This is a genomic window from Bacillus silvicola (assembly GCF_050524305.1).
Lineage (GTDB): Bacteria > Bacillota > Bacilli > Bacillales > Bacillaceae_G > Bacillus_A > Bacillus_A cereus_AT.
The window spans coordinates 495,859-511,961 of the sequence record NZ_JBNGVC010000012.1 but is presented as its reverse complement, the minus strand read 5'-3'; the positions used below and the strand labels follow the sequence as shown (position 1 = coordinate 511,961).

Here is a 16,103-nt window from a genome sequence, read left to right as displayed (position 1 = left end):
ATGTTTTTTTATAGACGAACCATGAGTTGTTCATAGCATATATGAACGTAAAGTAAAACGCTGAAAGAGCGCTTTACTTTATGGTAATAGTATTCATAAAGAGCATGGACACTATTCAAATTTAGAAAGATAAAGAAAACTTATGATAATCCATAAGTTTCTTATTATTTACTTATTTAGAAAGTTGTAATAAGATATTATCGTAAGGTATTGAAAAGTTTGTCTACATTTTATATTCAGACAACTTAGTCACGTTTAACAGGGGGGAAACATAATGGTCAAACATAATCCATTTCAATCACGTGCAACTTTCGAAGTAGATGGAAAAACGTATCATTATTATCAATTGAAAGCGCTTGAAAACGCAGGGGTTGGCAACGTATCTCAATTACCATATTCCGTGAAAGTTTTACTTGAATCTGTACTTCGTCAAGTAGATGGACACGTAATTACAGAAGAGCATGTTACAAATTTAGCAAAATGGGGAACGAAAGATGTGCAAGATATCGATGTTCCATTTAAACCATCTCGTGTAATTTTACAAGATTTCACTGGCGTTCCAGCTGTTGTAGATTTGGCTTCACTTCGTAAAGCAATGGCAGACATGGGCGGAGATCCTGATAAAATTAATCCGGAAATTACTGTAGACCTTGTAATTGACCACTCTGTACAGGTTGATAGAGCGGGTACGGCAGACGCGCTTGCATTCAACATGGACTTAGAGTTTAAACGTAATGAAGAACGTTATAAATTTTTAAGCTGGGCACAAAAATCATTTGATAACTATCGTGCAGTTCCGCCAGCAACAGGTATCGTACACCAAGTAAACCTTGAGTATTTAGCACCAGTTGTTCATGCTGTGAAAAATACTGAAGGTGACTTAGTTGCATACCCGGATTCATTAGTTGGAACAGACTCACATACAACAATGATTAACGGTATCGGTGTTCTTGGATGGGGCGTTGGTGGTATTGAAGCAGAGGCAGGAATGCTTGGACAGCCTTCATACTTCCCAGTACCTGAAGTAATCGGTGTGAAATTAACTGGTACACTTCCAAGTGGTACTACAGCAACAGACGTTGCATTAAAAGTAACGCAAGTGTTACGTCAAAAAGGTGTAGTTGGTAAATTCGTTGAGTTCTTCGGTAACGGACTAAAGAGCATGCCTTTAGCTGACCGTGCAACAATTTCAAATATGGCACCAGAATACGGTGCAACTTGTGGATTCTTCCCAATCGACGACATTTCATTAGAATACTTACGTTTAACAGGTAGAGATGAAGAGCAAATTCGCGTTGTTGAAGAATACTGTAAAGCGAACGGTTTATTCTATACAGCAGACAGTAAAGATCCAATTTACACTGATCTTGTTGAAATTGATTTAAATACAATCGAATCTAACCTTTCTGGACCGAAACGCCCACAAGATTTAATTCCACTTTCAGATATGAAAGATGCGTTCCACAAAGCTGTTGTAGCACCAGTCGGAACACAAGGACTTGGATTTAATGAGCAAGAGTTTGATAAAGAAGTGAAGGTTACATTAGAAGATAAAGAAGTAACGATGAAAACAGGTGCAATTGCAATCGCTGCAATTACAAGCTGTACAAATACATCAAATCCATACGTATTAATTGGAGCAGGTCTAGTTGCGAAAAAAGCAATTGAAAAAGGACTTGTAGTACCTGAGTACGTAAAAACATCATTAGCACCAGGATCTAAAGTTGTTACAGAGTACTTAGATAAATCTGGTTTAACAACGTATTTAGATCAATTAGGTTTCCAAACAGTTGGTTACGGCTGTACGACTTGTATCGGTAACTCTGGTCCATTAGCAGATGAATTAGAAGAAGCGATCGCAGCAAACGACTTATTAGTAACATCTGTTTTATCTGGTAACCGTAACTTTGAAGGTCGTATTCACCCACTTGTAAAAGCAAACTACTTAGCATCACCACCACTTGTTGTGGCATATGCACTTGCAGGTACTGTTGATATTGACCTGAAAAATGATGAAATCGGTAAAGATGCAAATGGCAATGCTGTTTACTTCAACGATATTTGGCCATCAGCTAAAGAAATTGAAGACGTAGTTCAAAATGTTGTTACATCTGAACTGTTCAAGAAAGAATATGCGCAAGTATTTAACAGCAATGAGCGTTGGAATGAAATCCAAACTTCAAATGAAGCTTTATATACTTGGGATAATGACTCAACATACATTCAAAACCCACCATTCTTTGAAGGTTTATCTAAAGAGCCAGGTGAAGTTGAAACATTATCAGGTTTACGCATAGTTGGTAAATTTGGTGACTCTGTAACGACAGACCACATCTCACCAGCAGGTTCAATCGGTAAGCATACACCAGCTGGACGCTACTTATTAGAAAACGGTGTACAACCAGTTGACTTTAACTCTTACGGTTCTCGCCGTGGTAACCATGAAGTCATGATGCGTGGTACATTCGCAAACATTCGTATTAAAAACCAAATCGCACCAGGAACAGAAGGCGGATATACAACATATTGGCCAACTGGTGAAGTAACATCTATCTATGATGCTGCTATGAAATATAAAGAAGATGGAACAGGTCTTCTAGTTGTTGCTGGTAAAGATTACGGTATGGGAAGTTCTCGTGACTGGGCTGCGAAAGGTACAAACTTATTAGGCATTAAAGCAGTAATCGCAGAAAGCTTCGAGCGTATTCACCGCAGTAACTTAGTATTAATGGGCGTATTACCACTTCAATTTAAAGATGGCGACAGCGCTGAAACGTTAGGTCTTGTTGGTAACGAGTCATTTGAAATTCAAATTGACAAAACAGTTAGACCACGCGATCTTGTAAAAGTAGTTGCAACCGATGCAGATGGCAATGAAAAACAATTTGAAGTAGTAGCTCGTTTCGATAGTGAAGTTGAAATTGACTACTACCGTCACGGTGGTATCCTGCAAATGGTTCTTCGTGAGAAAATTGAAGAGTCTAAAGTGTCGAACTAAATAATTGAAATAAACGATAAGGAAGCTAACAATTGTTAGCTTCCTTATTTTATGGAAAGGGATGAAACCATTTGGTTTCATCCTTTTCTTTTTACTATAAAAATGGAGGGAACATCATGAAAGAATATAAAAGAATATTGTTACCGTTACAGAAAGAAAAATTATTAGTAATAGCAGCTGTATGCAGTGGACTTTTTGCAGCTATTTTAAATTTATCTCGGCCACTATTTATGGGGCTAATTGTAGATAATCTTATTCAACGAGAGCTGAAGGGAGCATATCTTTACATTACTTTGTTTACAGTCAGCCGCTTGTTAATGTGGGTGAACAATCTTTCATTTGATTATGTAAGCTCAAAAGCGAGTCAGCGAATATTAAGAGAGAAGCGTATAGATGTATTGCGTCATTTTTTCCTATTACCATTTGAAGAAAGCGAGAAGGTAAAACAAGGAGAGCTAGAAACATTAGTCGTTTCTGATATCCCGAACTGGGTAAGGTTATATGGATCTATATTAGTCGAATATATTCATGCACTTGCGCAATTTATTGGTGCAATCATAGCGCTACAACATATAGAAATAGACTTTATATGGTGGATAACTCCGTTTTTATTTTTAAGCGCAATTGTTCCAATGGTTATGGGGAAAAAGGTAAGGAATATTGCGGATATTTCTCAAAAAAATCAATCAAGTGTTGTAGAGATGGTGTCACAGTTTGTAAAAGGTATACAAGATTTACGGAGTTTACAAAAAGAAAAATGGGCAATTCACTTATTTAAAGGAGTAACAGCACAATCTTATAAAACGGAAGTAAAGAAGACGATGATGCAACATTGCATTGGAATAGTTGGAACGGTGATTGAAACGGTCGCGTATATAGTTGTTCTTATTATAGGAGCACAAAAAATAATAAAAGGGGATATGGAAGTTGGATCGCTCGTTGCAGTATTAGCTACAATTGAGATGCTTTTTTTCCCTGTTCGTTATGCGAGTGATTTATTGATGATGACGCAAGTCGCAATCGCTTCGGCAAATCGAGTTTTTTGTTTTTTAGATATACAGGCTGAATACAGAAATGTAGAAAGAGCGATAGGAATCAGATTAACAAATGTTTCATTTCAAGAGAACGGTGAAGAGAGATGTAGAATTAAAAAAATTCATTTGCAAATTAATCCTGGCGAACTCGTTATCATTGTGGGGGAAAGTGGTGCAGGTAAAACGACGCTTTTAAAATTAATCACGGGCTTATATAAACCATCTAATGGTAGTATTGCTTATTATGGTAATAAAGCTTGTATGACTACTATATGGCAGGAACCTCGTTTTTTTCGAACGACAGTAAAAGAGAATATGTATTTCGGGGAAGAGCGCCTAGAAAAACAATTAGAAAAAAATATTGAACTTGTAAATGCGAAGCCGATTATTTGGAGGTTATCTGAAGGTATTCAGACTGTACTACATAAAAGCGGAGAAGAGTTTTCGGGAGGAGAGAGAAAGCGTCTGGCGTTATTGCGAGCGATTGTATCAAATCCGAATCTCATTATTTTAGATGAACCAACTTCGGGATTAGATCCGAACAATCAAGAAGTGGTTTGGAATATACTGAAAGGGCTAGGAGGGAATGTAACGAGAATTGTGACGACACATGATGTTGAGAGGGCGATGATAGCGGATCGAGTTGTCGTCATGAATAATGGGAGTATTGTGGAATGTGGGGATCCTAGAGAATTATTAACTTGTAAGTCATTGTTTAAAGAGATGCTAGTAAAAAGATAAGAGCTATATAGCGCTCTTATCTTTATTCACTCTTATTAAGTTGATACGTATAAGACTCTGGATCGTTAGTACTAAACTCTTTGACTAGAGTAAGTTGATTTGTATCCGGATTATATTTGAAAATTTTGACCGTATGTTCGCTACTTAGTGATGGATTATATTCTTGGATAGCAAATGTATTTTCAGCAATTTGTGTCATATTACTGGTTGAAACGTTTTCTACGGCATCATGATTTGTAGAAATTTTAACGACTCTTTCACTGTTGAAAAATAAAAGAACGATTACTAAAACAACTAAACATATTCGTATATAGCGAAGTTCTTTACTAATAGGATGCTCTCCCAAAACAATCATCCTTTCTATAACTATTGTATAGTAGTGGTGGTAGTCATCGTGAAGAAACTAAGAATACCGAGACCGGCTAAAAGGATAAATGAGATTAAAGCGATAAAGAGACAAATACGCCCAACTTGCTTTTTTTCAGGATCTTTACTGAAGAGCGAGACGATCCAAGTGATAATCCCGATTGGGGAAAATATAAAACTAAGAATATATAATAGTATTTTTTCAAATAGATTCATAAAAATCCCCCTTTTTGAAAGTTTTACATGTGCAGTTTTCTTCGTATTAGAGCTGCTATTATGTAGGAAAGTACAGAATAAACAGCACTATAAATAATCCAAACGTCTAAGTTTTGTAAAGTTAGGTGTATATCAAACCCCGAGACGATAATGAAAAAAATAAGTGGAACAGTAAAAGAAATAATAATAGCAGCCCATTTGAATTTGTATAGTAAGCCGCTAAAACAAATGCATAGTAATGGTAAAGTAAAGAAAACAAAAGTAAAAGGGTTGATAAGTAATTGCAAAATACATATCACCTCGCAGGTTTTGTATTTATTTCTAATTATATGATAAAAAGGTAAATATTTCATCTATACTATAAATATTCTAACTATTTCGAATGTGAATATTTCCAAGCTTGTCCGTATAAGCTAAAATAAGGTATATAGTATCTTTGTGATTATGTTATAAGAAGAAAAACACGTTAGGGTGATATAAAATGTGGCGGAAGCTTACGATTATTACAGTGTTACTTTGTTTAGCGGGATATGCGGCTTATGAACAGTTTGGTAAAAAAGATCAGGCGGTACAGGGGAAGCAAGAAAAAAGTGAAGCTGCTATGAAAGAGATGATTGCAAGGAATGGTATTGAAATAGGGAAGAGTGCGCCAGACTTTGAATTAACTAAGTTAGATGGAACGCATGTAAAGTTATCTGATTTAAAAGGAAAGAAAGTGATTTTAAATTTTTGGGCAACGTGGTGTGGGCCTTGTCAGCAAGAAATGCCTGATATGGAGGCTTTCTATAAAGAACATAAAGAAAAAGTAGAAATTTTAGCAATAAATTATACGCCTTCAGAAAAAGGTGGGGGAGAAGAAAAGGTAAGCAATTTTGCTAAAGAAAAAGGAATTACTTTTCCTATTTTATTGGACAAGAACATTGATGTGACAACAGCTTATAAAGTAATTACCATACCAACTTCGTATTTTATAGATACAAAAGGTGTCATTCAAGATAAGTTCATTGGACCGATGACTCAAAAAGAGATGGAGAAACGGATTGCTAAATTAAAATAACGATGAAAAGGTAGAGATGGAATATAATCATTTCTGCCTTTTCTTTTTCAAGTAGTGAAAGCTTCGTGATATGATAAAAGAAATATAAACGTTTAGAGAAAAAGGAGTGTATTTGGAGTGGGGAATATATCCTTACCGTTAGATTATGTTGTAATTGATTTTGAAACAACAGGGTTTAACCCTTATAATGATAAAATTATTCAAGTAGCAGCAGTGAAATATCATAATCATGAACTGGTAGATCAGTTTGTTTCATATGTAAATCCGGAGCGTCCAATTCCGAGCCGAATTACGAGTTTAACAGGTATTACAAATTATCGTGTATCGGATGCACCGACAATTGAAGAAGTGTTACCGTTATTTTTAGCGTTTTTACATACAAATGTTATCGTGGCTCATAATGCTTCTTTTGATATGCGTTTTTTGAAAAGTAATGTAAATATGCTTGGATTACCTGAGCCTAAAAATAAAGTAATTGATACGGTGTTTTTAGCTAAGAAATATATGAAGCACGCACCTAATCATAAACTTGAAACGTTAAAGCGAATGCTTGGAATTCGCTTAAGTTCTCATAATGCATTTGACGATTGTATTACGTGCGCGGCTGTTTATCAAAAATGTGCATCTATTGAAGTAGATGGGAAACGAAAAGTAAATAAGGTCGTACTTGATGAAACTGCGGTATACGAAGCAGTGAAAGAGATACTTGTACGTAATAGACGAAATGTAGAATGGCTACGTTGTATGAACGTAGGTAGTTATCTAGATATAAAAGCTTTTTATCCAGTTATGAGATTAAAGGTAAAAGGGCGAAAGAAATACGTATTAACAGAGATATTAGAAGATGATGTCAAGGGAATATGTACGAGTTTAAAATGTGAACCGGCGTTAAAAAGTGAAGTTGGTAATACGAGAATTATGCTTAATAACTTAGAGGATGTCTTGAAATTAGAAAGTTATATTTTAGAACAGTATGATTTTGTATTACAGGCGCTTCATGATTATAAAGAAAATGAAAAGAATGCAGATGAAAAACTGAAAGAGTATTTAAATGTTATGGTATAAAAAAACTCCGTGTGCAAAATATTGTACACGGAGTTTTTTTAGGAGTACTAAAACATAAAATTTTCTTGCAAATCTGATTAAAGAGTTTTTCATTTGCTCATACTATGTAGTAAGAAAGCAAAGGAGAAAGGGTGAGCAGCATGAGAAGAAGTCGCCGTAAATCGTTTGAAGAACTTGTAAATGAAAATAAACAACAATTATTAAGCGATCGTGATGCAATCGATCGAATTGAAGAACGTATTGAAAAACGTTATGAAATGAAACTTTTTAAGCAGGCTGAATAATTCTTAACACTAGTACGATACTAGTGTTAAGGAGGCGATAGTAATGGGTAATCCGAAAAAGAATTCAAAAGACTTTGCACCAAATCAAATTGGAACACAATCGAAAAAAGCTGGTGGCAATAAAGGGAAGCAAATGCAAGACCAAACTGGCAAACAACCAATTGTAGATAACGGTTAGAAAAGAAGGATATTATCATTCTTCTTTTTTGTGAGGGAATTAAAGGTGTATTTTCAACAGCAATATGAAAAAAGGGCTGACTTATGTCAGCCCTTTTTCGTGATTGTGAAGTTTTCAACGAGTAAACGCCAATTTTGTGGGAATGGTAGGCCAATCTTCCAATAGCTAATACCGCCTATACCTTGTTCCTTCATTAAATTAAATTTACTTTGAACGGACCGTGAATCTTCAAACCAAACTTCGTGTTGTACGCCGTTTTCGTCAAAGTAATTGAAATGAGGAGCTTGAGCCGTGAAGTCATAGCGGATAGGAACATTATATTTACGAGCTAGTGCAACAGCTGCAACAGAGCTGATTGCTTTTGCGGGTGGATTTCCTTGTTTGAACGGAAGTTTCCAATCGAAACCATATAAATTTTGCCCCATCATAATTTTTTGTGGTGGCATTTGAGATTTTGCATATTGAAGTACTTCTTTCACAGGCCCGATAGGAGAAATCGCCATCGGTGGTCCGCCTTGCCAACCCCAGTCGTATGTCATAATGACGACGAAATCAACAATTTGCCCTTGTGCTTTATAATCATGAGCCTCAAAAAATTTCCCTTTTTGATTGGAACTTGTTTTTGGTACAAGCGTTGTACTTAATGTGTACCCGCTAGGTAAGCGTGTTTTCACATTTCGTAAAAAACGATTATACGCTTCGCGATCTTCAGGTGCTACATTCTCGAAATCAAAATGAATGTCTCGCATGCCGTATTTTTCAGCTGTTTGCAAAATGTTAGTAATAAATTTGTTTTGAATGGTTGGGTTACGCAACAAAACAGATGTTAGTTCAGGACTAAAGTTCCCGTTTTCGATATTTGTAATAACGAGCATAGGGATGGTTTTACCTTGCGTTGCAATATTAGCGATTTTCGCTGTTTCCGTTGGTTCTTTTAAAGTGCCGTCTCTTTTTGCTTCAAAGCTGAAGTAGGCTAAATAGGTTAAAAATGGATTAATAGCACGTGTAGCATTTACTAAACTTTCTTTTATCGGTATTGTTGAAGGCTGTAAATAAGCGATGGATTCTACTGCTCGTTTTGTACCTTTTGGTATATATAATTGTTGGCCGACATGGAGAATAGATTTTAATGAAAGATTATTAACTTTAGCTAAGCTAGCGAGAGGAACGTTATACGTTTGAGAAATTCGATATAAGCTGTCACCAGGCTGTACATAATAATTATTGCCTTTTGTATTAACAATAAGTGCCTGACCAACAACGAGTGTTTCAGCTGGATTTAGTCCATTGTCTTTTACAATTTCTTCAGGTGTAGATCCGTACTTTGATGCTAAACCATAAACACTATCACCGCTACGAACAGTTACAATTTGGATCATATACTTGCCCCTTTCGGTAAAAGATTCACTGTTTTTATTTTATTTTTGATTCCACTGTATTATGATTAAATGTATGCAAGGTAGCAGAAGTGAAAGAAGGCGAATAGAAATGTTTGTAGCAGAACATGAAGTTGAAATCCGCTATGCGGAAACAGACCAGATGGGTGTTGTTTACCATTCAAACTATTTAGTGTGGCTGGAACTTGGGCGCACTAAACTTATACAAGAATTAGGATTTTCATATGTTGAAATGGAGAAAGAGGGAATTATTTCTCCTGTATTAGACTTGCAAATTTCATATCGTAAAGCGATGCGTTACGGAGAAAAAGCAATTGTGAAAACGTGGATTGATACTGTGAGCCCGCTTCGTGTTGTATATGGTTATGAAATATATAACGGTGATGGTGAGCTTTGCATTACTGCAAGTACAACGAATATTTGTGCGAAAAAAGAAGGGTTCCGCCCTGTATCATTTAAAAAATTATATCCTGAGTGGTATGCGAAATATGAGGAAATTAAAAAGAAATAAAAAAAGCGTGGCAGAAGCCACGCTTTTTTTATTTTTCATAATTAAATTGGGGGAAATCATCACCGTCGTTAAATGTAACAGATAAATTATGTCCATCGAAGAACCACTCATCATCGCCTTCAATAAAGAAGTTAATACCTTCTTCTTGAGTTTGAACAGCAGGGTGCGCAGGGTCATCTTTACGAATACCTAAAGAAAGTCCTTTTTGTACAGTACTGCAACCGCCGTATTGTACGAAAAGGCGTAGTGTTTCACCCGATTGTAAGTGTAATTCGTTTTTATACCATTGTGCTGCTTCTTTTGTTACGGAAAGATTCATGTATAGTTCCTCCAAATTATGTTGCTTTTTCTTTAGTATAAAAAATAACGCAAAAAGACGCTATTAATATGCTTCACGTTTTCTTTTTGCGTTATGTGGGTTACGATCTTATTTTTGCTTTTTTGAAAAGTTTGCTTTCGGTTCAGTTTTATTTATAATTCGCCCGATATTTGCACGGTGTTTATAAATAACCATACCTGCTAATAAACACATCGCAATAATGAAGATTTTATCCCCGCTAACAATTGATGCAATAACAGCAACGACAGCTGTTACCATAGAAGAAAGTGATACGTATCTTGTTGTAAATAAAAGGCTGAAAAAGACAACAGCTAATATTGCAAAAACAATAGGTGAATAGCATAATAGCACCCCAGCAGAAGTTGCAACTGCTTTCCCCCCGCGGAATTTCGCGAAGATTGGATATACATGTCCAAGAACAGCTGCTAATCCAAACCATAGTGGGTGAACATCTAACCCGAAAATAATCGGTAGACTTGTTGCTAATGTACCTTTTAAAATGTCAGCAATTGTAACGATAAAACCCGCTTTTTTCCCTAGTGTACGGAATGTATTTGTTCCGCCTAAATTACCGCTTCCATGCTCACGAATGTCAATTCCATAGCCAATTTTTCCAACGACTAATGCAAACGGAATCGAGCCAAGTAAGTAGGCAACGATAAATAAAAGATATGTAATAATCATGAGTTCAGTCTCCTTTATACAAATGTGTTGATAAAGGGTAAAAAGAGTTTTTCCCGTATATTGTACCATACATTTGTAAAGAGCACATTTCTTTTTTACAAATGAAAAAGTCATTAATTTTTAAAAAAACTTTCACAGGAATGTTACATTTTTCATAAATACACTAGAACTATATGTTGTATGATTTTAATCAAAAGACAACAACATGTTGGTGGAGGGTTATGAATGTTGAAACAAAATGTACGTGGAGAAGAATTAATGAAAGTATTTGAGACAATTATCCACGGTAATGAACAAGATTTAATGCAGGAAAATGCAAATGTAGATGGCCGATCTCCAATGGGAGTGATGGGAACGTTCGCATCTGAGAGCGCAAAGTATTATGCTGTAGCAAATTTACTATCAGATCAAGTGAAAAAAGCGATAGATCAAAATATATTATATCCACATGATTTGGATTTTTATGCGACAGGAACGACGACTTGTTCGCAAATTCCGTTAGCACAAATGCTTGCTAACGGTTTTCATACCGGACATGGACATATGAGACAACCGCAAGACATTAAAAGTGCATTGGCTCTTTCGTCTATTATTTTTCAAGCGAATCAAAATATGCAGCACGGTGGTCAATCGTTTGCACTCTTTGATATTGATTTAGCTCCATATGTGAGAAAAACAGTAGCGAGACATAAGAAACGATTACAGTCATATCCGCTTACAAAAGAACAGATAGAAGAATTTGCATGGAAAGAAACAGAAAATGATACGTATCAGGCGTGTGAAGCGTTTATTCACAATTCAAATAGTATGCACAGTAGGGGCGGGGGACAAGTACCGTTTATTTCTATTAACTATGGAACAGACACATCAAAAGAGGGACGGTTATTGGTTAGACAGCTTTTAAAAGCGACACAAGCGGGTCTTGGTAAAGGGGAAACACCAATTTTTCCTATTCAAATTTTTAAAATGAAAAAAGGTGTGAACTTTGAAGAATGTGATTCGAACTATGATTTATTTGAATTAGCGTTAGAGACAACGGCTGAACGATTATTCCCTAACTTTTCATTTTTAGATGCGCCATTTAATGCAGTGCATTATGATGGCCGACCGGAAAGTGAAGTATGTTACATGGGATGTCGTACTCGTGTTATGTCTAATATACATGGAGAAGAAACAGCGATTGGAAGAGGGAATTTATCATTTACGTCTATAAACTTAGTGAAATTAGCGTTAATTAGTGGTTCAAAAGAAGCGTTCTTTGAAGCGTTAAATTATTATTTAGATTTAGGAATTAAGCAATTATTAGAGAGATTTGAGTATCAATGTACGAAGCGAGCGAGAGATTTTCGATTTTTATATTCACAAGGTGTATGGCGCGGTGGAGAAAAGTTACAGCCTGAAGATTCTGTAGCATCCATTTTAAAACAAGGGACGTTAAGTCTTGGTTTTATCGGTCTTGCGGAATGTTTAGTAGCTTTAAGAGGAAAGCATCACGGAGAAGATGAAGAATCATGGAAACTCGGGTATGAAATCATTTCCTTTATGAGAGATAGAATGGATAAAGCGACAGAAGAACATGAACTGAACTTCTCAGTAATTGCAACTCCTGCCGAAGGGCTATCAGGGAAGTTTGTGAAAAAAGATAGGGAGGAATTTGGTGTGATTAGCGGTATAACGAACCATAATTATTATACGAATTCATTCCATATCCCAGTTTACTATAACATTCAAGCTATAAAAAAAATTCGTTTAGAGGGACCTTTCCATGCCCTATGTAACGGGGGACATATTACGTATATTGAACTAGACGGAGCAGCTATGCATAACAAAAAGGCATTAAAGCAAATTGTGCAAGCGATGGCAGAGAATGGCGTTGGCTACGGTTCAATTAATCATCCAGTTGATCGTTGTAAGTGCTGTAGTTATCATGGAGTTATTGGGAATGAATGTCCAAGCTGTGGAAATGAAGATGAAGCTAATATAGAAAGAATTCGCCGTATAACGGGCTATCTTGTAGGAGATATGTCGAAGTGGAATAGTGCGAAACGTAGTGAAGAGATGGATCGGGTGAAGCATAAATGAAAGTTATGAACATCATTCATGATAGTGTAGTAGATGGAGAAGGATTGCGGACAGTCGTGTTTTTTGCGGGCTGTCCGCATCGTTGTTTCGGGTGCCATAATCCGGCATCTTGGAATGTTTGCAACGGAACTGAAATGACGGTAGAAGAGATTGTGAAAGAGATTGCAAGTAATCCATTAACTGATGTAACATTTTCAGGTGGAGATCCATTCTTCCAAGCTGCTGAAGTGAAAAAAGTAGCAAAAGTTGTGAAAGGTTTGAAAAAAAATCTATGGATGTATACAGGTTATACGTTAGAAGAGATACAGAGTTCTCAAAATAATGATATGATAGAGTTGTTACATTATGGGGATGTTTTAGTCGATGGAAGATTTGAAATCGAGAAAAAAGATTTAACACTTCCATTTCGCGGAAGCTCCAATCAACGTATTATTCGATTGAAAGAGTAAAAAGGCGGGATAGATTATATGAATAAAACAGTATTACTTGTTGAAGATGAAAGAAGATTACGTGAAATCGTTAGTGATTATTTTCGTAATGAAGGCTTTGAAGTAATCGAAGCAGAAGACGGAAAAAAAGCGTTAGAATTATTTGCAGAGCATGAAATTGATTTAATTATGTTAGATATTATGTTACCAGAAATAGATGGATGGTCTGTTTGTAGACGAATTAGAAAAGAATCAGCAGTACCAATCATTATGTTGACAGCACGTTCAGATGAGGATGATACATTACTAGGGTTCGAATTAGGTGCAGATGAGTATGTAACAAAACCTTTTAGTCCGAAAGTGTTAGTAGCTCGAGCAAAGACATTATTGAAACGTGCGGATGGTGCGGTAGGAGTAACTGAAGAAAATGCTATGTCTTTAGCTGGAATAGAAGTGAATCGACTATCTAGAACAGTTTTAGTAGAGGGAGAAGAAATTATATTGACACATAAGGAGTTTGAGCTTCTTGTTTATTTAATGGAGAACAAAGGAATTGTGTTGTCGCGTCAACATTTATTAGATCAGTTATGGGGATATGACTACTACGGCGATGATCGAACGGTTGATACACATATTAAAAAACTGCGAAATAAGCTAGGAGATAGAGCGAAGCATATCGGTACTGTCATTCGAGTGGGTTATAAATTTGAAGAATAACCTTTAAGTTACTATGCACTTTAGCTTCGGGATATAGCAAATTTATACTCTCCTTTGTAGGTGGAATGTACAAAAAATACTTTTCTTGTCTATAATGATAGATAGGAGTATTTTTTTAATTGGATTTCACGATGAGTTCACAAGAAGGACACAAAAAGTGACTATACTGAAAGTACGAGTTCACCAGAGAGGGGAAATAAAACATGGGATATTACGACGGACCGAATTTAAATGAAGAGCATAGTGAAACGAGAGAAATGAAAAAATCAGGTAGTAAAAAAGGATATTTTTTCACAGGTTTAGTTGGAGCTGTAGTCGGGGCAGTTTCGATTAGTTTTGCAGCACCGTACATGCCATGGGTGCAAAATAATGGTGCAGCTGTTTCGTCATTCAATTCTAATAAACAAGTAGAAGGAACTGTAGTTCCAGTTGTAAATAAAGCGAAAAATGAAACTGATTTACCGGGAATGATCGAGGGCGCGAAGGATGTTGTTGTTGGTGTGATTAATATGCAACAAAGTGCTGATCCATTTGCGATGCAGCCGACAGGCCAAGAACAAACAGCTGGTACAGGCTCAGGTGTTATTTATAAAAAGGCAGGAAATAAAGCATATATCGTAACAAATAACCACGTAGTAGATGGTGCAAATAAACTTGCCGTTAAACTAAGCGATGGAAAGCAAGTCGATGCAAAATTAGTTGGTAAGGACCCTTGGTTGGACTTAGCTGTTGTAGAGATTGATGGATCTAATGTGAATAAAGTTGCAAGTTTAGGTGATTCCAGTAAAATCCGTGCGGGTGAGAAAGCAATTGCAATCGGTAATCCATTAGGATTTGATGGAAGTGTAACGGAAGGTATCATCAGTAGTAAAGAGCGTGAAATTCCAGTTGATATTGATGGTGATAAACGTCCTGATTGGCAAGCACAAGTTATTCAAACAGATGCAGCGATTAACCCTGGTAATAGTGGTGGTGCACTATTTAACCAAAACGGTGAGGTAATCGGTATTAACTCAAGTAAAATAGCTCAGCAATCAGTAGAGGGTATTGGTTTTGCAATTCCAATTAACATCGCAAAACCAGTTATTGAATCACTTGAAAAAGATGGAGTGGTGAAACGTCCAGCACTAGGAGTCGGTGTCGTTTCATTAGAAGATGTGCAAGCTTATGCAGTAAATCAATTAAAAGTGCCAAAAGAAGTAACAAATGGCGTTGTATTAGGTAAAATTTATCCAGTATCACCAGCAGAAAAAGCTGGTTTAGAGCAATATGATATTGTAGTAGCATTAGATGATCAAAAAGTAGAAAATTCACTTCAATTCCGTAAATATTTATATGAAAAGAAAAAAGTAGGCGAGAAAGTAGAAGTTACATTCTATCGCAATGGTCAAAAAATGACGAAAACAGCTACATTAGCAGATAATTCAGCTACAAAGAATCAATAAATGTAACCTTTAACCAGTGGAGAGTTCTCTTCCTTCTGATTATTAGCTTACATCAATCGGAATAAAAGAAAGTCTCTTTCATGTTGAAAGAGACTTTCTTTATCGGATATACTAAAGGTATAGGAGGGATTAATTATGACAATTGAAAACCCAACTCGTACGGAAATTGGTGAAGTATTGAAGAAAAGCAAAACAATCGCAGTTGTTGGATTATCAGATAAACCAGAACGTACATCGTATATGGTTTCAAAAGCAATGCAAGACGCGGGGTACCGCATTATACCGGTAAATCCAACAGTTGATGAAGTACTTGGAGAAAAGGCAGTGCCTTCACTAAAGGATATTAAAGAACATGTTGATATCGTAAACGTATTCCGCCGTTCAGAATTTTTAATGGATGTTGGGAAAGAGTTTGTAGAGATTGATGCAGATGTTTTTTGGGCACAATTAGGAGTACAAGATGAAGATACATATAAACTTTTACAAGAAAAAGGCTATACTGTAATAATGGATCGTTGTATTAAAGTAGAGCATGCGATGACAAAGTAGTATAGACTTTA

17 protein-coding genes are annotated in these 16,103 nt (G+C 36.1%); 12 read left to right on the top strand and 5 right to left on the bottom strand.

Going from position 1 to position 16,103, the window contains the following annotated elements:
* The first annotated feature begins 274 nt into the window (after nucleotides 1–274).
* Entirely contained in the window at nucleotides 275–2,998 is a 2,724-nt protein-coding gene (gene acnA / locus ACP6L7_RS14435; protein WP_097829069.1) for an aconitate hydratase AcnA, read from the top strand.
* 116 nt (nucleotides 2,999–3,114) lie between these two features.
* Nucleotides 3,115–4,773 carry an ABC transporter ATP-binding protein gene (locus ACP6L7_RS14430; protein ID WP_141536796.1) on the top strand — a complete coding sequence of 553 codons (1,659 nt, stop codon included), beginning with the start codon at nucleotides 3,115–3,117 and terminating at the stop codon, nucleotides 4,771–4,773.
* A gap of 22 nt (nucleotides 4,774–4,795) precedes the next feature.
* Here ACP6L7_RS14430 and ACP6L7_RS14425 read toward each other — a convergent pair whose 3' ends face one another.
* Both ACP6L7_RS14425 and ACP6L7_RS14420 read right to left on the bottom strand, forming a co-directional pair.
* Nucleotides 4,796–5,128, bottom strand: coding sequence for a YmzC family protein (locus tag ACP6L7_RS14425; protein ID WP_430529289.1), 333 nt, complete (start codon nucleotides 5,126–5,128; stop codon nucleotides 4,796–4,798).
* A gap of 11 nt (nucleotides 5,129–5,139) precedes the next feature.
* The gene (locus ACP6L7_RS14420) at nucleotides 5,140–5,355 is read right to left on the bottom strand and encodes a hypothetical protein (RefSeq protein ID WP_097829066.1); all 216 of its coding nucleotides are present in this window, start codon (nucleotides 5,353–5,355) and stop codon (nucleotides 5,140–5,142) included.
* Between the two features lie 481 nt (nucleotides 5,356–5,836).
* Here ACP6L7_RS14420 and ACP6L7_RS14415 point away from each other — a divergent pair, with 481 nt between their 5' ends.
* The 4 genes from ACP6L7_RS14415 (at nucleotide 5,837) to sspN (ending at nucleotide 7,939) form a co-directional block, all read left to right on the top strand.
* Nucleotides 5,837–6,412, top strand: coding sequence for a redoxin domain-containing protein (locus tag ACP6L7_RS14415; RefSeq protein WP_097829064.1), 576 nt, complete (start codon nucleotides 5,837–5,839; stop codon nucleotides 6,410–6,412).
* 117 nt (nucleotides 6,413–6,529) lie between these two features.
* Nucleotides 6,530–7,477 carry a 3'-5' exonuclease gene (locus tag ACP6L7_RS14410; RefSeq protein WP_097829063.1) on the top strand — a complete coding sequence of 316 codons (948 nt, stop codon included), beginning with the start codon at nucleotides 6,530–6,532 and terminating at the stop codon, nucleotides 7,475–7,477.
* A 140-nt stretch (nucleotides 7,478–7,617) separates the two neighbouring features.
* Nucleotides 7,618–7,761 carry an FbpB family small basic protein gene (locus ACP6L7_RS14405; RefSeq protein WP_001254699.1) on the top strand — a complete coding sequence of 48 codons (144 nt, stop codon included), beginning with the start codon at nucleotides 7,618–7,620 and terminating at the stop codon, nucleotides 7,759–7,761.
* A gap of 43 nt (nucleotides 7,762–7,804) precedes the next feature.
* On the top strand, nucleotides 7,805–7,939 hold the full coding sequence (gene sspN / locus ACP6L7_RS14400; protein ID WP_000527988.1) for an acid-soluble spore protein SspN: 135 nt from the start codon (nucleotides 7,805–7,807) through the stop codon (nucleotides 7,937–7,939).
* A gap of 86 nt (nucleotides 7,940–8,025) precedes the next feature.
* Here sspN and ACP6L7_RS14395 read toward each other — a convergent pair whose 3' ends face one another.
* Complete coding sequence (locus ACP6L7_RS14395) at nucleotides 8,026–9,318, bottom strand: glycoside hydrolase family 18 protein (protein ID WP_097829062.1); 1,293 nt, start codon at nucleotides 9,316–9,318, stop codon at nucleotides 8,026–8,028.
* Nucleotides 9,319–9,427: 109 nt separating this feature from the next.
* On the opposite strand from ACP6L7_RS14395, the gene ACP6L7_RS14390 reads away from it, so the two are divergent.
* On the top strand, nucleotides 9,428–9,847 hold the full coding sequence (locus ACP6L7_RS14390) for an acyl-CoA thioesterase (protein ID WP_000495819.1): 420 nt from the start codon (nucleotides 9,428–9,430) through the stop codon (nucleotides 9,845–9,847).
* Between the two features lie 28 nt (nucleotides 9,848–9,875).
* Here ACP6L7_RS14390 and ACP6L7_RS14385 read toward each other — a convergent pair whose 3' ends face one another.
* A complete protein-coding gene (locus tag ACP6L7_RS14385; protein WP_097829061.1) occupies nucleotides 9,876–10,166 on the bottom strand; it encodes a HesB/YadR/YfhF family protein in 291 nt (96 codons plus the stop codon).
* Nucleotides 10,167–10,274: 108 nt separating this feature from the next.
* A complete protein-coding gene (plsY, locus tag ACP6L7_RS14380) occupies nucleotides 10,275–10,871 on the bottom strand; it encodes a glycerol-3-phosphate 1-O-acyltransferase PlsY (RefSeq protein ID WP_097829060.1) in 597 nt (198 codons plus the stop codon).
* 225 nt (nucleotides 10,872–11,096) lie between these two features.
* Here plsY and ACP6L7_RS14375 point away from each other — a divergent pair, with 225 nt between their 5' ends.
* The 5 genes from ACP6L7_RS14375 to ACP6L7_RS14355 all read left to right on the top strand — a co-directional run bounded on the left by ACP6L7_RS14375 (nucleotide 11,097) and on the right by ACP6L7_RS14355 (nucleotide 16,092).
* Entirely contained in the window at nucleotides 11,097–12,953 is a 1,857-nt protein-coding gene (locus ACP6L7_RS14375) for an anaerobic ribonucleoside triphosphate reductase (protein ID WP_097829059.1), read from the top strand.
* Nucleotides 12,950–13,402, top strand: a complete 453-nt coding sequence (nrdG, locus tag ACP6L7_RS14370) for an anaerobic ribonucleoside-triphosphate reductase activating protein (protein WP_097829058.1) — start codon at nucleotides 12,950–12,952, stop codon at nucleotides 13,400–13,402. The genes ACP6L7_RS14375 and nrdG overlap by 4 nt, the downstream gene beginning before the upstream one ends.
* Before the next feature lie 18 nt (nucleotides 13,403–13,420).
* Nucleotides 13,421–14,098 (top strand): response regulator transcription factor, encoded by a 678-nt coding sequence (locus ACP6L7_RS14365; protein WP_097829057.1) that lies wholly within the window; start codon nucleotides 13,421–13,423, stop codon nucleotides 14,096–14,098.
* A gap of 203 nt (nucleotides 14,099–14,301) precedes the next feature.
* Nucleotides 14,302–15,543 (top strand): S1C family serine protease, encoded by a 1,242-nt coding sequence (locus ACP6L7_RS14360; protein WP_097829056.1) that lies wholly within the window; start codon nucleotides 14,302–14,304, stop codon nucleotides 15,541–15,543.
* A gap of 135 nt (nucleotides 15,544–15,678) precedes the next feature.
* Entirely contained in the window at nucleotides 15,679–16,092 is a 414-nt protein-coding gene (locus ACP6L7_RS14355) for a CoA-binding protein (protein WP_097829055.1), read from the top strand.
* Nucleotides 16,093–16,103: the final 11 nt, after the last annotated feature.